Below are 15,539 nucleotides of genomic sequence, written 5' to 3' on the forward strand. Positions count from 1 at the left end.
GTCGAACGTAAGCTCGACAGGAGTTTCGCGGCCAAACATGGATACCATGACCTTGACTTTGCCAGCCTCAGGCATGACTTCAGAAATCGTGCCATCAAACTCGGCAAAAGGACCGCTCGTAACTTTGACAACCTGCCCAACTTCCAGAGAAGACGACACGGTCTTCTTGGGAGCAACAACAGACGAGCGTTTCATGATTTTGTTGAACTCTTCACGAGTCAACGGTTCGGGTTTGCCGAGGCTTCCCACGAACCCGGTAACGCCTGGGGTATTGCGAACCGCAGCCCAGCTGCGATCGTCAAGATCCATGCGAACCAAAACGTAGCCCGGGAATACTTTCTTTTCGCTCTCAACGCGACGGCCGCCTTCTTTGATTTCGGTAACCGTCTCGGTGGGAATCTCAATCCCGAATACATTGTTCTCGAGGCCCATCGTTTCGATGCGACTTTCGAGATTCGTCTTCACTTTATTCTCGTAACCGGAATAGGTGTGAAGGACATACCATTTTCTTGCCATACTAGACACCTGCTCCAATGCTCGAGATGCCTACGACGATCGGCGTAACAATGAGGTTATCGAGCACGGCGACAAAGATACCGAAGAACAGCAAAGCACCCACGACAACACCCGTCCAACGAAGGACTTCGTTTCGCGTGGGCCACGTAACGCGTTTAAGCTCAGAGCGAACCTCTTTGAGGAACTTAAAGCGCTGCTTTTTGGGCTTCGCCTTCTCGACGGCCTTCTTCTCCTGCTTAGCAGCTTCGGCCTTTTTCTGGGCCTCAATCTCTTCAGCGGAGACGCCTTTGGCTTCGAGCTCGGCAGCTTGCGCTTTGCGCGCTTGACGCGCTGCGGAAGCTTTCGCCCTCTGCGTTTTAGACTTTTTCGCCATAGTCTCTTTTTCTCTCATACGGCTTCTTTGGGAAGAAACCGCCGAATCATCCTTGGAAATTAAATTTCCCCAAACACCAAAACAAGCAGCTTACGTACTTAAGCTGCTTGAACAAGCTGGCAGGCCAGGTAGGACTCGAACCCACAACATGCGGTTTTGGAGACCGCCGCTCTACCACTTGGAGCTACTGGCCTGTGTTCCCTATCTTATCGAGTTTCCTTATGCAGGGTATGCTTTTTGCACCACTTGCAATATTTCTTCATCTCGAGTCGATCCGGATTATTCTGCTTGTTCTTTTTGGTCGTGTAGTTGCGGCGCTTGCACTCGGTGCAGGCCAGGGTGACCAACGTACGCATGAACTCTCCTTTAAGAAAAATCGAAATTCAGTTTGAATCTGTACACATATAACAAAGCACTCAGCTGAAGAAGTGGAGCTCGATTGCTCGAGCTCCACTCACAAACTAACCAGTAATCAAATGGCTCTTAAAAGAGTTATTTGATGATCTTGGTCACACGGCCGGAGCCAACGGTGCGGCCACCCTCGCGGATAGCGAAGCGGAGGCCTTCCTCCATGGCGATCGGGTGGATGAGGTCACCAGTGATCTCAACGTTGTCGCCAGGCATAACCATCTCGACGCCCTCGGGCAGGTGGGCAACACCGGTAACGTCGGTGGTGCGGAAGTAGAACTGAGGACGATAGCCATCGAAGAACGGGGTGTGACGGCCACCTTCATCCTTGGTAAGGATGTAGACCTGACCCACGAACTCAGAGTGCGGGGTAACCGAGCCGGGCTTGCAGAGAACCTGGCCACGGACGATGTCCTCGCGCTTGACGCCACGGAGCAGGCAGCCGATGTTGTCGCCAGCCTGAGCCTCGTCGAGCAGCTTGCGGAACATCTCGATGCCGGTGCAGACCGTGTTGGAGGTCTCTTTGATGCCGACGATCTCCAGCGGGTCGTTGACATGCAGAACGCCACGCTCAACACGACCAGTAGCAACGGTGCCACGGCCGGTGATGGTCATGGTGTCCTCGACAGCCATCAGGAACGGCTTGTCGACGTCGCGCTCGGGGGTCGGGATGTAGGAGTCAACAGCATCCATGAGCTCCCAAATCTTCTCCTGCCACTTGGCGTCGCCCTCGAGGGCCTTCAGAGCAGAACCACGGATGATCGGGGTGTCGTCTCCGGGGAAACCGTACTCGGTGAGGAGCTCACGGGTTTCCATCTCAACGAGCTCGATGAGCTCTTCGTCGTCGACCATATCGCACTTGTTCAGGAAGACAACGATGTAGGGAACGCCAACCTGACGGGCGAGCAGGATGTGCTCGCGAGTCTGAGCCATGGGGCCGTCGGTAGCAGCGATAACCAGAATAGCGCCGTCCATCTGGGCAGCACCGGTGATCATGTTCTTGACGTAGTCGGCGTGGCCGGGGCAGTCAACATGAGCGTAGTGACGAGCGTCGGTCTGATACTCGATGTGGGCAATAGAAATGGTGATGCCGCGCTCACGCTCTTCAGGAGCCTTGTCGATCATGTCGAAGGCAGTGAAGTCAGCGTTTGCGGTACCGTGAGAGCCGTCGTTCATGGACAGCGTCTTGGAGATAGCAGCCGTCAAAGTGGTTTTGCCATGGTCAACGTGACCAATGGTACCAATGTTCACATGCGGCTTGCTGCGCTCGAACTTCTCCTTAGCCATTATTCCTCCTCTGTGGGGGCCTTTCGGCCTCTTTTACTTCATATTAAGACACGCGCCCAAAAGGACGCGTGTTCGTTACAAATGGTAGCGGTGACTGGATTCGAACCAGTGACGCCACGGGTATGAACCGTGTGCTCTAACCAACTGAGCTACACCGCCATATAATCACGACTGCGAAAATCGCTTGGCTTTTTCTCATTGAATCAGCTCCATCGTGAATATAAGCTAAGATGGAGCCCGCGACCGGACTTGAACCGGTGACCTCTTCGTTACCAACGAAGTGCTCTACCGTCTGAGCTACACGGGCAAAACTGGTGGGCGCGCTAGGATTCGAACCTAGGTAAGCAGAGCTAACGGGTTTACAGCCCGTCCCCTTTAACCACTCGGGCACACGCCCAGTTCGCAAAGTGCTCGGATACGTTATGTGTACTTATCAAGCTGCGGCTTTTGCAGGGCGGTTTTTCTTTCCTCTCTGCAAGAGCGTGGTTATATTACCGTGACCCCCTAGTCGTGTCAAACGTTTACACGGTGCCGGGCGTATCCATACACATTTCCATCATAAGACCGCTTTGAACTGGTCTTTTTTCTCGACGTATTTCGCTCATATCGCCCGAAATTGCCAAATTGCCCAAAAATCTTTCCAAAAAAATTTTTGGGCAATTTTTTTCTCCAAGACGCGAAAAAAAGGGGCGCTTTCCCAAGCGCCCCTTCCCTTTCGGCAAAGCTCTGTTTCGCGTTTTTACGCCCTAAACGTCCGCCTCCATATAGTGATCGAACTCATCAAGAACTTCTTTAGAGGGCTCAGCCGTGAGCTTCGAAACCACCACGATGGCGATAAGCGCGAAAATAAATCCGGGCAAAAGCTCATAGATACCAAAGATACCGCCGAGAGGCTTCACCCAAAGGTTCCACACAATTACAGTTACTGCACCCGTAAGCATGCCTGCAAGAGCACCCTGCCAATTCGCGCGACGCCAATACAGCGATAGAAGCATAAGGGGGCCGAAGCTCGCGCCGAAACCGGCCCATGCGTATGAAACGACTTGGAAGATCGAAGAGTTCTGGTCGAGCGCGATAATGATTCCGAAGATAAGGATGACCGTAAGCGCCACGCGCGAGACGAACATCGCCTGAGCATCGGTCGCTTTTCGATTGATGAGGCCCTTATAAAGGTTCTGCGATATAGCCGATCCGGCAATGAGCAAATAGCTCGACGAAGACGACATCGTTGCCGCGAAAATGCCCGAAACCACAAGGCCGCACACAAATGAAGGCAGCATGATTTGCGCAAGCACGACGAAAATCGATTCTGCGGCAGATGCGGTAAGGAATTCTGTAGGCAGCGCTGCGCGGCCCACAAGGCCGATGCACACGGCGCTCGCAAGCGACACCACGACCCAAACCGTAGCGATGATGCGGCTCTTCTTGATGTCATCGGAATGACGCGCGCTCATGAAGCGCACGAGCACCTGCGGCATGCCGAAATAGCCCAAGCCCCACGCGAGGCATCCGACAATCGTCACTGCGCCGGCTCCGTATACCGCCGCTTCGCCAAACAGAGGCACGCCGTTTTCAACAACCTGCAGGCCATCGGCGCCCATTACGGGTTGCGCCGTCATAGTGGCCGAAAGGAAGCCCGGGATGTCTCGCAAAAACGCGACGGTGTTTTCCACGCCGCCCGCCATGCCGACGCTGCCCACGAAAACCACCACGAGCGCGCAAATCATGATAGAACCCTGAATAAGGTCGGTCGTGCATACCGAGAGGTATCCGCCCACGAAGGTGTACACGAACACGACGAGGGCGCCCAGAATCATCATGGTGGTGTAGTCGAGCCCGAACAGCGTGGAGAAAAGCTTGCCGCACGTTACAAAGCAGCTGCCGCAATAGATGCAGAAGAACAGCAGAATGATGACGGCCGCGACGCTCATGAGAATGCGGCGATCATCATGGAAGCGGTTGCTGAAAAAATCGGGCAAAGTGATGGCGTTGCCGGCAACCTCGGAATACTTGCGCAGGCGGCGCGCCACGAACTTCCAATTCAGATACGTGCCAATGGCGAGGCCGATTGCAGTCCACATGGCATCGGAAGCGCCCGTGAAATAGGCAACGCCCGGCAAACCCATGAGCAGCCAGCCCGACATGTCGGATGCCTCGGCCGAAAGCGCTGTGAGCCAGGGGCCCAAGCCTCGGCCGCCAAGGAAATAGTTCTCGGACGATGAATTCGAGCGCCTTAGATAGAAAAAGCCCACCGAAAGCACGACGATGAAGTATAGGGCCATCGCAAGAATGACCTGGATGTCGCCTGATGACATCGATACCCCCTTCTAGAGCGGCACGTGCCGCAAAGTACGAAAATACCTGCCGATTATACGGTATATGCCGCGATACGTAATCAGGAGCGCTTTATTTTGGTAAAGTGGTCGCGCAAACGGCATGAACCCACATAAGGAGCGTGACATATATATGTCATACGTCGATATGTCCACCAGCGAGCTCGAAACGCTGAAAGCGGCCCTCGAAACTGAATACGCGAGCCACTGCGCGAAGGGGCTTTCTTTGAATATGGCACGTGGAAAGCCCGGATGCGACCAGCTGGCATTGAGCTTGCCCATGCTCGATGAGCTCACCTCTTCGACCGATTTAATTGCTGAAGATGGCACCGATTGCCGCAACTACGGCGTCATGGACGGCATCGCGGAAGCAAAGCGCTTGATGGGTGAAGTCATGGAGCACAACCCTGCCAATGTATGCGTGTTCGGCAATTCGAGCCTCAACATCATGTTCGACCTGGTAACCGCTGGATACACGCACGGCTATTTGGGCAATACGCCTTGGTGCAAGCTTCCGGAAGTAAAGTGGCTCTGCCCCGTGCCTGGCTACGATCGCCACTTCGGCATTACCGAAAGCTACGGCATTGAAATGATTCCCATCTCGATGAACGAAAATGGTCCCGACATGGACGAAATCGAGCGACTTGTCGCCGAAGACGATTCCATCAAGGGCATATGGTGCGTGCCTCAATACGCCAACCCCACCGGCATCACGTATTCTGACGAAACGGTTCATCGCCTTGCGGAAATGCCCTGCGCCGCGAGCGACTTCCGCATTTTCTGGGACAACGCGTATTGCGTGCATCATCTCTACGACGACGAGCGCGAACATGTCGCCGATATCGCCGCTGCGTGCGAGGCGGCCGGCAACCCGAACCGCTATTTCAAATTCGCCAGCACGTCGAAAGTCACGCTTCCGGGCGCCGGCATCGCCGCCGTTGCCGCATCGGCCGAGAATATCGCGGAAATTAAAGCTCGCGTGGGCGTGCAAACGGTGGGCTACGACAAAATGAACCAGCTGCGCCACGTGCGCTTCCTGAAAAACGCCGCGGGCGTTGATGCCCTCATGAAAAAGCACGCCGCCATCATTCGCCCAAAATTCGAATTAGTGGCGCGTATGCTTGAAGAAGGACTGGGGAACGAAGGCGTCGCAACGTGGACGAACCCCGTGGGCGGATACTTCGTCAGCTTCGATGGATTGGAGGGAACCGCAAAACGTACGGTAGAGCTCGCCAAAAAAGCAGGCGTTACTATGACGGGCGCCGGCGCAACGTGGCCCTACAAGCAAGACCCACGCGACACGAATATTCGCATCGCCCCTACCCTGCCGCCACTTTCCGAGCTCCAGCAGGCCATGGAAGTATTTGTGTGCTGCGTAAAGCTCGCCGCCGTTGAGGTTTTACTCGCGAAATAGCCTGATTCGAGACTTCTGTTCGCCGCTCCCTCGGCTTGCTTACGACCACGGCTCGCTACCGTTCGCTTCGCTCACTATGCGCTCGCCTGGCTTCGCGTAGTTTTTAGAAGAAGAGCAGGGTGAGCTCAGACGGTCTCGAGCAAGCCGAGGGAGCGGCGAACAGAAGTCCGATTTTTCCCTCTCGCAAAACAATCACGCGGCGACTCTGCATGGCGTTGGGTTCGCTTAGGGTCGTCCGAGCTCATACTTGCCCTTATTTAAAAGCTAAGCGAAGCCAGGCGATCGCATAGCGTAGCCCGAAGGGCGAAGCGGCAGCGAGCCGTGGCCCAACGCCATGCAGAGCCGAAAGAGCAGCAAAGGCCCAAACCGTGATGCGTCTGGGACATATAGAAAAAGAAAGGAGCCCGAAGGCTCCTTTCTTTTTATGCGATATATCGCGCTTGGCTTAGCCGAAGCGGTACTCCACGCCCATGGTAGGCTGCGGGTTTTCCCACTTCTTGATGATGGTGTCGCCACAAGCGAAGCGGCAGGTGCCGCATTCCAGGCAGCCGGCATAGTCGAAAGACTTCTTGCCATCCTCGTCGCGCTTGTACAGCGCAGCGGGGCAAACCAGGATGAGCTTGTCGAACTCTTCGTCAGAAGGATCATCAACGAGCTCGATATGTGCATTGGACTCATCGACTTCGTACTTGTTCAGAGACAGGTACTCATCGACGTTCACCGTGAATTTGATATCACTCATAGTGCCTTCATCGCTCCCTTAACGTCTTTGAACAGGTTCATGAAACCGACACCCTTAACGATGGGCATCATGGACTTCTTCATGGGCTGAACCGGGCTGCCGTCGACGACGAACATCGTGTTCATCATGTCGCGAATCATCTCGGGGTAGCCGCAGAACATGCGGTCGAAGTGCTCCATGAAGTTAGGAACGTTCTTGAACTGACGCATGTCCTTCATGACGAAGGAATTCTCGAGAGCGTCGACATAGCACTTCAGGCCAGCCTTGGAGGTGTCGCCCGCGTCGAGCGCCTTGACAGCAGCCTGGCCAGCCATCTGGCCGGAAGCCACGGCGTAGTCCATGCCGCGCACGGTGTAGCCGAGGTTGACGCACATGGTGGCGTTGTCGCCAGCAATCATGACGCCATCGGCAGTGAGCTCGGGCATCGTGGTGATACCACCCTCGGGAACGAGGTGGCCGGAGTGCTCGACGAGCTTGGCGCCCTTGAGCACAGGAGCAATCTCGGGACGATTCTTGAAGTCCTCGAGCATCTGGTACACGGGGACGTTGCCCTTGGCCGTAGCCTCAACGCCAGCAACGATGCCAACAGAAATGGAGTCTTTGTTGGTGTAGATGATGCCGCCGCCGAAGGAGCCATGAGTGGCGTCGCCAGCAAACAGCCATGCAGTGCCTTCGCCGGGTGCGCACTGGAAGCGCTTGTCGATTTCCTCTTCGGGAAGCTCGAAGACTTCCTTGACGCCAACGGCCATCTGGGACGCCGGGGGACGCTTAGCGCCCACGGCCTGCTCGACCAGAAGCGAGTTCGCGCCGTCGCACAGCACGACGACGTCAGCGGTGATTTCGTCTTCGCCAGCGAAAATGCCGATAACCTTGCCGTTCTCATCCTTAATGAGCTTCTCAACGGCGATGCCGCAAATGTACTCTGCGCCAGCGTTCTCGGCCTGCTCGGCAAGCCACTGGTCGAAGGGCGCACGAAGCACGGTGTAAGATTCCTGGCCGTCCTTGAGAAGGTCCTCGGAGGTGAAATCGATGGTGAAGTTGGAGTTGGGGGACATCAGCGAGATGCGCTCGTGCGAAACCTTGCGCTCGAACGGAATCTCGTCGAAGTTGTCGGGGAACACGGCGCGCAGGCAGTGGCCGTAGATACGGCCGCCCGTCATGTTCTTGGCACCAGCGAAATTGCCGCGCTCAACGACCAGGACCGACTTGCCGGCCTTGGCAATCTCATATGCGGCAACGGAGCCAGCGCAGCCAGAGCCGACGACGATTGCGTCGAAGTCTGCCATTGACTCTTCCTTTCCTTGAAAGCGATAAGAAAAACCGGCGCAGGAAACGCCTACGCCGGTTTACGAAGTCGAATTCGACTTAGAGCGCAGCGACAAGCGCGGGCAGGACAGTCTTGATGTCGCCAACCAGACCGTAGTCGCACTGCTTGAAGACAGGAGCGTTCTTGTCCTTGTTGATCGCAAACAGCGTGGTCGCGCGGTTGCAGCCGACCATGTGCTGCATCTGGCCGGAGATGCCAGCTGCGATGTAAACCTTGGGGCTGAGCATGAGGCCGGAAACGCCAACGTAGACCTCGGTGGGAAGCCAGTTGACACCCTCGGTGAGAGGACGGGAGCAGCCGAGGCCGCCGCCGATCTTGTCGCAGAGGTCGCGAGCCATCTGGAGGTCTTCCTCAGCGCCGAAGCCACGACCAGCGGCAACGACAACGTCAGCCTTGTTCAGGTCAACGCCAGACTTCTCGACGGGCACAGAAGAGACGAGCTTGATGGCCTTGGCAGGAGCAACCCAAGCGAGTTCCTCGGTCGCATTGGCGCCAGAAGCGGCAGCCTCAGCGAAAACGCCAGCGCCAACGCCGTAGAAGGCAACGCCGGTGGCCTTCTGCTTCTTCATGCCCACGCCGCCGAAGTACATGTCGACGGCGACGTCGCCGTCGAACTCGATGACATCAGGGATGATGGAGGCGCCAGCATGAGCGGCGACCTTGCCAGCAACGACCTTCATGTGGCGGGTCGGCTCAACGAGCACAACGCCGGGCTGCTCAGCGTCAAACGCGGCAATCACGGTGTCGGCAGCGTCGTCAACGACAGCGCCTTCGGGAAGGGCAACGTGCAGGACTTTATCGGCGACGGCGGCAGGAACCTCCATGTCGGCGATAGCAACCAGGACGACCTCATCGGCCATCGTGCGAGCGCCAGCGCAGAGCTCCTGGGCGGCGTCGGAATGCTCAGCGAGAACAAATGCTTTCATTGTTTTCGATCCTTTCCTAATTCCGCGAACTACAGAGCAGCCTTGATAGCGGCAGCGAACTTCTCGATGGCGCCATCGTCGGCGGCGTCGATGATCTCGAGCTTGCGGTCGGCCTGCTTGGGAGCCTTGCAGTCGACGACTTCAATGCTGTTGGCGAAAGCGCCCTCAGCAGCGGAGACGTTCATCGGCTTCTTGCCGGCGGCCAGAATGTCTTTCATGCCCGGGATGCGGGGCAGAGCGACGTCGGGAGCAACCGAAACAACGGCAGGCAGCGGGACCTCAACGGTCTCGACGACGTCTTCGAGGGTGCGGACAACGGTCACAACGCCGTCGCCAGCTTCAATCTTGGTAGCACCATTGACGACGGGCAGACCGAGCTTAGCGGCCAGCTGCACGTCAACCTGCTGAGCGTAGTTGTCAGCAGAGCCGTCGCCGCAGATGATGAGGTCATATTCGCCCACCTTGGCAACGAGCTCGGCGAGAGCCGCAGCGGTAGCGCCAGCGTCGAGGTCGGCGCAGGCGTCGTCAGCGGTCATGTAGAGCTGATCAATGCCGCGAGCAAGCACGTTCTTCTTGGTCTTGGAGTCGTCGATTTTTTTACCGCCGACCGTGATGCCCACGACTTCGGAACCTTCGTTGGCAGCAGCCAGCTGAGCGGCGGCTTCCATCGCGTTCAAGTCGTAGGTCGAGACGATCTGGTGAGCCTTGGCGTAGTCGAGGCTACCGTCGCCGGACACCTGGATGTCCTGATCGTCAGGAACGACCTTGAAAGAAACAACGATTTTCATCTTGTACCTTTCCCTTCTCGGATACGTTTCTTAACAGACTGTCTTATGCGTGACTTACTAATTGGCGTACTTCTTGGCAACCTGACGGCCGGCGATGTAGGCCATGACTTCGTGGGTGCCACCGCCAAACATGTTGCCGCGCAGGTCGGCCCAGATGCGGCCAATGCGGACTTCAGTAGTATAACCCAAACCGGCGTAGATGGAGAGCGCCATGTCGGCGACCTGGAAGCACTCGGAGCAGCCGTAGCGCTTCAGCATCGCGGAGTCGAGCTGAACCGATTCGCCGTTGTCGAGCTTCCACAGGGTCTTGTAGAGCATGTTGCGGGTGTTCTGAACCTTGATCTCCATGTCGCAGAGCTTCTCTTGGATCATCTGCAGCTTGGTGATCGGCTTGCCGAAGGCGATGCGCTGGTTGGCGTACTTGGCAGCGTCCTCGAGAGCAGCCTGAGCCAGACCAACCTGCTCGGCGACGATGAAGGAGCGCTCGACCTCGAAGTTCTTCATGAGCATCATGAAGCCCTCGCCCGGCTTGCCCATGCGCTGCTCTTCGGTAACGACGACGTCATCGAAGTAGACCTCGCAGAACGGGATGCACTGCTGGCCGATCTTGTGCAGCGAAGCGGTGGAAACGCCCGGGGTGTCCATGGGGATGTACCAAAGGGACATGTTGCGGTTATCGCGGCTGGGATCCTCGTCCTTGGCGACGACGATGGTGTACGGGAGCTTCTCGCCCATGGTGACCCAGGTCTTCTGGCCGGAAAGCTTGTAGGTGCCGTCGGCCTGCTTCTTAGCGACGCAGGTCATGGACCCATTGTCGGAGCCAGCGCCCGGCTCGGAGATGGACAGAGAAGCGATAGGCCAGCCGGTCTCCATGTAGTGGTCAACGGCCTGCTGCTTCTGTTCTTCGGTGCCGAACTCCATGATGTCGAACATGGACAGGGAGTTCTGATAGAGGATGTGCATGCAGCCAGCGCTGTGGTAAAGCTCCTCGATCATCAGGCCCAACGTGACTTTGTCAGCCGGGATTCCGCCGTACTCCTCAGGAATACCCATCAGGCCAAAGCCAGCGTCGCGATATGCCTCGGCGATCTCGTCGGGCATGCCGCCGTTCTCGTACATTTCCTTCACGACGTCGTCGGTGAAGTAGCGATCGCAGAACTCGCGCACGCTTTCGAGCAGCAGCTCTTGCTCATCGGTCAAAGCGAAATCCATTGCTTCCTCCTAGTTAAGAGTCGACTTTTCGACCAACCTGTCCCCTTCGCTACAAGGCGCAGGTTTCGATATCGGCAGAATACGCCGTTCCTGTCCGTTCGAGCATGGTCAGTTCCTAAATTCTGGGTAAAATTAGGCCGTTTTGCGGGACATATAACTAATTCTGTAGCTTTGTGGTTCGATATATAGGATTGGCATATGTTTTAACAGGTAAAACAAGGCAAAATGGCATTCTTACAAGTGAAATGAGCATGTTTTACTTATAAAACTAGTAGGACATATCGATGCTTGTGTCGGACTCTGATGCTAAAATATGGATAGTTTTTCGCAAGGCGCCATTCCCAAACACGTGCTTGTTTTCACCACGCACTCGCAAAACTGTCCCAAATCACTCGTAATGTAAGGAGCGTTATGGCATCTTCCGACACCATGGAGCTTATGGGCGAATCGTTCGTGAGCCTCGCCGAGAAGCTCCCCATTGAAAGAATCTCGGTTTCCGACATCGTTGCCGCATCGGGCAAAAACCGCAAAACCTTTTACTACCACTTCGAAGACAAGGCCCATCTCATTCGCTGGGTCTTCCGCAACGATCTTGCTGAAACGCTGCTTGAGCGCTTCGATTCCGACCATTTGGTGTACGAGCGCGATGAGGACGGGGCTATTGCCGACAAGCCGTATTACGCATTCAAAAAGGTCGGCGTGCGCTCACTCGATGGCTCCGAGTTCTTCCAGGCGCTCGCCGACACGCTCGAAAAGCGCCGCGCATATTACGCCAAGGCGCTCCACAGCACCGAGAAAGATGGGCTGCGCTCGTACCTCTACAAGCTCTATGTCCCGGCGCTTGAGCGCGACATTCGATTCATTTTGAGCAATCGCTCCTTGAGCGACTCGGCCGTGCACTTCCTTGCCGAGTTCTATACAGGGGCCGCGATCAGCTATCTCGTGCATCGAATTTCCGACCCCGAGCTCTCGAATGCGGGCATTTTGAGCGACGTCGAACCGTTCCAAAACATCATTCACTCCTCTCTCGAGAGCGAAATTAAGGAACAGCAGCTGCGCCGCGTGCTTTAAACCATTCCTTCACGCCCTGAAAACAAAATGCCGTTTGACCACGTCAAACGGCATTTTTTCAATTCGCATATTGTTAATTTGACCAACTATTTTCGGTCATTTTCTCAAAATATCCGCTCGAAAAAAAGTTTTTCACTTTCGGCGAACGGTATGTTTTAGGACGTGAGCGGTCGTGTTTGAGAGAATTACTACCTGTTTGCTCACATTTTGTCCACATTAAACCAGTCGAGCCGCCCGAAGGCGGCTCGAATCATCGCAAAAATCGCCATTAGGGGCGTATTTCCACGCCTCAAAACTCGCGAAAATCGCCTAATGCACGGAACACGAGAGGCACGGATCGTACGCGCGCACGAGTTTTCCGACCTCCAAGCGAATTTCTTCCTCGGAAGCACCCTGCTCGGCCATCAAATCAGCGAGCGTTCGCACGCTCGATTCGGTATCGCCCAAGTTATGGACCGTAGGCGTGATGATGCTCGCGTGTTTGACGCGCCCATCTTCCCCGATTTCCAGCTCATGGATGAGTGTGCCGCGCGGAGCCTCGGTCATGCCAACACCCCTGCCCGCACGAACCTCGAAATCGACGGGCTTGCTCGTTCCTTCGCCGAACGCGAGCCAGCGAAGCATCGCCTCGCAACGAACGCACACATCGACGAGCTCGACGGCCTGCGCAACATTGTTCAAAAAGGGGTTTCGCGCCGGAGGACGAAGGCCCGCCTTGGCCGCAGCCAATCGTGCAGGCTGCGAAAGCTCGTTCCAGCTCAGGTTGATGCGCGCAAGCGCGCTCGTCGTAATGTTTTTCTTCGTGCTCGCGCGACGTGAGAATCGCGCAGCCGAATGATCGACGGCGTATTCCTCGATGTTGTCGGTGTAATCGGCCGCGGCGAAACGCGCGCCGTCGGATGCGAAGGCCGCCGTGTCGCCAACCACGCAATAACGGCCATCTTCCACGAGCGCCATGAAATCGCCGGAGGTCTCAATCTGCGGAACCTTGAAGCCCGCGAAAACATCGACCGTTTTTTCGCAGAATTCACGCGCAGCGGCAACTTTGTCGGCCATGGCAAGGCAGTCGTCGCGAGACGGCTCGTGGGTGAAACCGCCTACAACGCATGTGATGGGGTGAATGGAGCGTCCGCCAACGAGCGTGCACAACTCATTGCCCAGCGCCTTAATGCCCATTCCGCCATTGAAAAGCTCGGGCGCCGATTCCGCAAGGGGGAAAGCGCTGTCGAGCCCTTCGAAATCGGGGGCGGCAAAAACGAACAAGTGCGCTGCATGATTCTGCAGGAAGCTGCCATACACGAGCAGCTCGCGCAGAACGCGCGTGCGCTCGCTCGTCTTCACGCCAAAAATTTGCTCAATCGCAAGCAAATCGGTTATCACATGGCTCGACGAGCAAATTCCGCAAATGCGCGAGGCGATATAGCTCGTTTGGGTGAAGGGGCGTCCTCCCACCATCGACTCGAATAAACGGGCGGGTTCCACCACGTTCATCTTCACATCGGACACGCGACCATCTTCTATGGAAAGCGAGATGTTGCCGTGTCCCTCGATGCGAGCAATATGGTGCATGGAAAGCGTCGTGCGCATGGGCTACTCCTCCCCTTCCGAAATTGGTGAAAGCATGGGGTTCACCAGGTTGAACAATTCAAGCGCCTCATCGAAGCGAACAGCGCCGACGCCCGTGCTTTCGGCAAACGCGCGGGCCGCCGAAAGATTCGCGTTAGCCGACAGGCCACGGCAGCCATTGCACTCGCGGCCAAGTTGCACGCACTTCGCGCCGCAACCCTCTTGGGTCACGAGGCCCAGGCACACTTTTCCTTCACGCCACAAGCAGCCGCTTTCATTGCGTTTGCAGCTGCCGCACAACGTTCCCGTTTGCACCGTGGCATTGCTTCCATATATGGCATGCTGCATCACCGCAACGAAATCGGCGGGATCGATGGGGCATGCGCGAACTTCGAAATCGACATCGACCACGCTGCTGACCGGCTGCGGAACAAGCATTTCTCCGCAGGCGGAAGGGAGCGCATCGCCATACACGCTTTTCGCGCGCTCGTCCAAATGATGCGCCGCGATGGAGGGAATGCCTCCGCATACTGCACATGCACCCATGGCGATCAGGCATTTCGCGCGCTTACGCCAGCGCTCCACGATTTCGCGAGATTCGACCGTGGAAACCGCGCCTTCGATAATCACAACGTCGACATCGCCCTCGGGCTCGGGCGCGCTTGAAGCCATTTGCCAATACTGCACATCGATTTGGCCCAGAATTTCAAGCAAATGCGATTCGGCGTTCGTAATTTGCAGCTGGCAGCCGAAGCAGCTCGCCAAGCCCAGCACCACCACGCGCGGCGTGGCGTTCCTTTTCGTTTGGCATTCCATCTACATCGACCCCTGAATGTTCTTCGCTTCCCAATAATTGAACACGGGACCGTCAATGCACACATGCTGATGGCCCACTTGGCAATGGCCGCATTTGCCCATGCCGCATTTCATATGGCGCTCGAAGCTCATGTAAATGCGATCGTAGGGAATTCCCTTCTTGCGCATTTCCTCAACGACGAATCGATACATGACCGGAGGCCCGCACAATGCGCCGAACGTATTGTCAGCATCGACTTCCAAATGCTCGAAAGGCTTGGTGACCAGGCCCACTTCGCCATCCCATCCGTCTTCGTAATTGTCGACGGTCAGGTGAAGATCGAAGTCGTGACGGTGGCGCCACATCTCGAACTGGTCGCGGAACATGACTTCGCGCGGGTTGCGCGAGCCATAGATGATGGTAACTTTGCCGAACTCACTGCGCTCATCGTGAATATTGTTGATCAGCGATCGCAGGGGCGCGATGCCCAAACCGCCCGCGACAAGCAAAATGTCGTGGCCCTTCATTTTTTCGAATGGGAACGGTCGGCCGAAAGGCCCGCGAATTCCAACCACGTCGCCGCACTGCATTTTGTGCAGCTCTTCGGTGAACTTACCTGTGCGTCGCACGCACAGCTCGATGAAGCCCTGCTTGGAAGGCGACGAAGAAATGGAGATGGGAGCTTCGCCCACGCCGAAGATGGACAGCTCGACGAACTGGCCGGGCTGCTGATGGAACGCTTCGCGAATGCGCTCGTCAATCAAGCGGAATTCGAAGAGC

15 protein-coding genes and 4 tRNA genes are annotated in these 15,539 nt (G+C 56.3%); 2 read left to right on the forward strand and 17 right to left on the reverse strand.

From position 1 onward, the window contains the following. The 9 genes from nusG to putP all read right to left on the reverse strand — a co-directional run. On the reverse strand, positions 1-516 hold a 516-nt coding region (nusG, locus tag ACWI8T_RS04570; RefSeq protein ID WP_449138112.1), incomplete at its 3' end, for a transcription termination/antitermination protein NusG. Between the two features lies 1 nt (position 517). Further along, positions 518-889, reverse strand: coding sequence for a preprotein translocase subunit SecE (secE, locus tag ACWI8T_RS04575; RefSeq protein WP_294376243.1), 372 nt, complete (start codon positions 887-889; stop codon positions 518-520). 117 nt (positions 890-1,006) lie between these two features. Then, positions 1,007-1,083 (reverse strand) — tRNA-Trp (locus ACWI8T_RS04580). A 12-nt stretch (positions 1,084-1,095) separates the two neighbouring features. Further along, positions 1,096-1,245 (reverse strand): 50S ribosomal protein L33, encoded by a 150-nt coding sequence (rpmG, locus tag ACWI8T_RS04585; RefSeq protein ID WP_114614915.1) that lies wholly within the window; start codon positions 1,243-1,245, stop codon positions 1,096-1,098. Positions 1,246-1,381: 136 nt separating this feature from the next. After that, positions 1,382-2,584 carry an elongation factor Tu gene (gene tuf, locus ACWI8T_RS04590; protein ID WP_114614914.1) on the reverse strand — a complete coding sequence of 401 codons (1,203 nt, stop codon included), beginning with the start codon at positions 2,582-2,584 and terminating at the stop codon, positions 1,382-1,384. An 82-nt stretch (positions 2,585-2,666) separates the two neighbouring features. Beyond that, positions 2,667-2,743, reverse strand: a tRNA-Met gene (locus ACWI8T_RS04595). A gap of 72 nt (positions 2,744-2,815) precedes the next feature. Further along, positions 2,816-2,891, reverse strand: a tRNA-Thr gene (locus ACWI8T_RS04600). A gap of 5 nt (positions 2,892-2,896) precedes the next feature. Next, positions 2,897-2,981, reverse strand: a tRNA-Tyr gene (locus ACWI8T_RS04605). Positions 2,982-3,330: 349 nt separating this feature from the next. Further along, positions 3,331-4,899: a sodium/proline symporter PutP gene (putP, locus tag ACWI8T_RS04610; RefSeq protein ID WP_449138113.1), complete on the reverse strand. Its 1,569-nt coding sequence runs from the start codon at positions 4,897-4,899 to the stop codon at positions 3,331-3,333. A 151-nt stretch (positions 4,900-5,050) separates the two neighbouring features. On the opposite strand from putP, the gene ACWI8T_RS04615 reads away from it, so the two are divergent. Then, positions 5,051-6,331 (forward strand): aminotransferase class I/II-fold pyridoxal phosphate-dependent enzyme, encoded by a 1,281-nt coding sequence (locus tag ACWI8T_RS04615; RefSeq protein ID WP_449138114.1) that lies wholly within the window; start codon positions 5,051-5,053, stop codon positions 6,329-6,331. Positions 6,332-6,776: 445 nt separating this feature from the next. Here ACWI8T_RS04615 and ACWI8T_RS04620 read toward each other — a convergent pair whose 3' ends face one another. The 5 genes from ACWI8T_RS04620 to ACWI8T_RS04640 form a co-directional block, all read right to left on the reverse strand. Then, positions 6,777-7,073, reverse strand: coding sequence for a ferredoxin family protein (locus ACWI8T_RS04620; RefSeq protein ID WP_288483261.1), 297 nt, complete (start codon positions 7,071-7,073; stop codon positions 6,777-6,779). Further along, positions 7,070-8,359, reverse strand: coding sequence for an FAD-dependent oxidoreductase (locus ACWI8T_RS04625; RefSeq protein WP_302854294.1), 1,290 nt, complete (start codon positions 8,357-8,359; stop codon positions 7,070-7,072). Before ACWI8T_RS04625 ends, ACWI8T_RS04620 begins: the two co-directional genes overlap by 4 nt. 79 nt (positions 8,360-8,438) lie before the next feature. Then, a complete protein-coding gene (locus tag ACWI8T_RS04630) occupies positions 8,439-9,326 on the reverse strand; it encodes an electron transfer flavoprotein subunit alpha/FixB family protein (RefSeq protein WP_294376223.1) in 888 nt (295 codons plus the stop codon). 29 nt (positions 9,327-9,355) lie between these two features. Then, positions 9,356-10,114 (reverse strand): putative electron transfer flavoprotein FixA, encoded by a 759-nt coding sequence (gene fixA / locus ACWI8T_RS04635; protein WP_449138115.1) that lies wholly within the window; start codon positions 10,112-10,114, stop codon positions 9,356-9,358. Between the two features lie 57 nt (positions 10,115-10,171). Then, complete coding sequence (locus tag ACWI8T_RS04640; RefSeq protein ID WP_449138116.1) at positions 10,172-11,326, reverse strand: acyl-CoA dehydrogenase family protein; 1,155 nt, start codon at positions 11,324-11,326, stop codon at positions 10,172-10,174. A gap of 411 nt (positions 11,327-11,737) precedes the next feature. On the opposite strand from ACWI8T_RS04640, the gene ACWI8T_RS04645 reads away from it, so the two are divergent. Continuing rightward, complete coding sequence (locus tag ACWI8T_RS04645; protein ID WP_449138117.1) at positions 11,738-12,397, forward strand: TetR/AcrR family transcriptional regulator C-terminal domain-containing protein; 660 nt, start codon at positions 11,738-11,740, stop codon at positions 12,395-12,397. A gap of 309 nt (positions 12,398-12,706) precedes the next feature. Here ACWI8T_RS04645 and ACWI8T_RS04650 read toward each other — a convergent pair whose 3' ends face one another. The 3 genes from ACWI8T_RS04650 to ACWI8T_RS04660 all read right to left on the reverse strand — a co-directional run. Continuing rightward, the gene (locus ACWI8T_RS04650) at positions 12,707-13,984 is read right to left on the reverse strand and encodes a Ni/Fe hydrogenase subunit alpha (protein WP_449138118.1); all 1,278 of its coding nucleotides are present in this window, start codon (positions 13,982-13,984) and stop codon (positions 12,707-12,709) included. Between the two features lie 3 nt (positions 13,985-13,987). After that, complete coding sequence (locus ACWI8T_RS04655; RefSeq protein ID WP_114614904.1) at positions 13,988-14,779, reverse strand: NADH-quinone oxidoreductase subunit B family protein; 792 nt, start codon at positions 14,777-14,779, stop codon at positions 13,988-13,990. Beyond that, positions 14,780-15,539: FAD/NAD(P)-binding protein (locus ACWI8T_RS04660; protein WP_449138119.1), on the reverse strand; the 760-nt coding region annotated here is incomplete at its 5' end.

The organism is Slackia sp. (assembly GCF_977041755.1).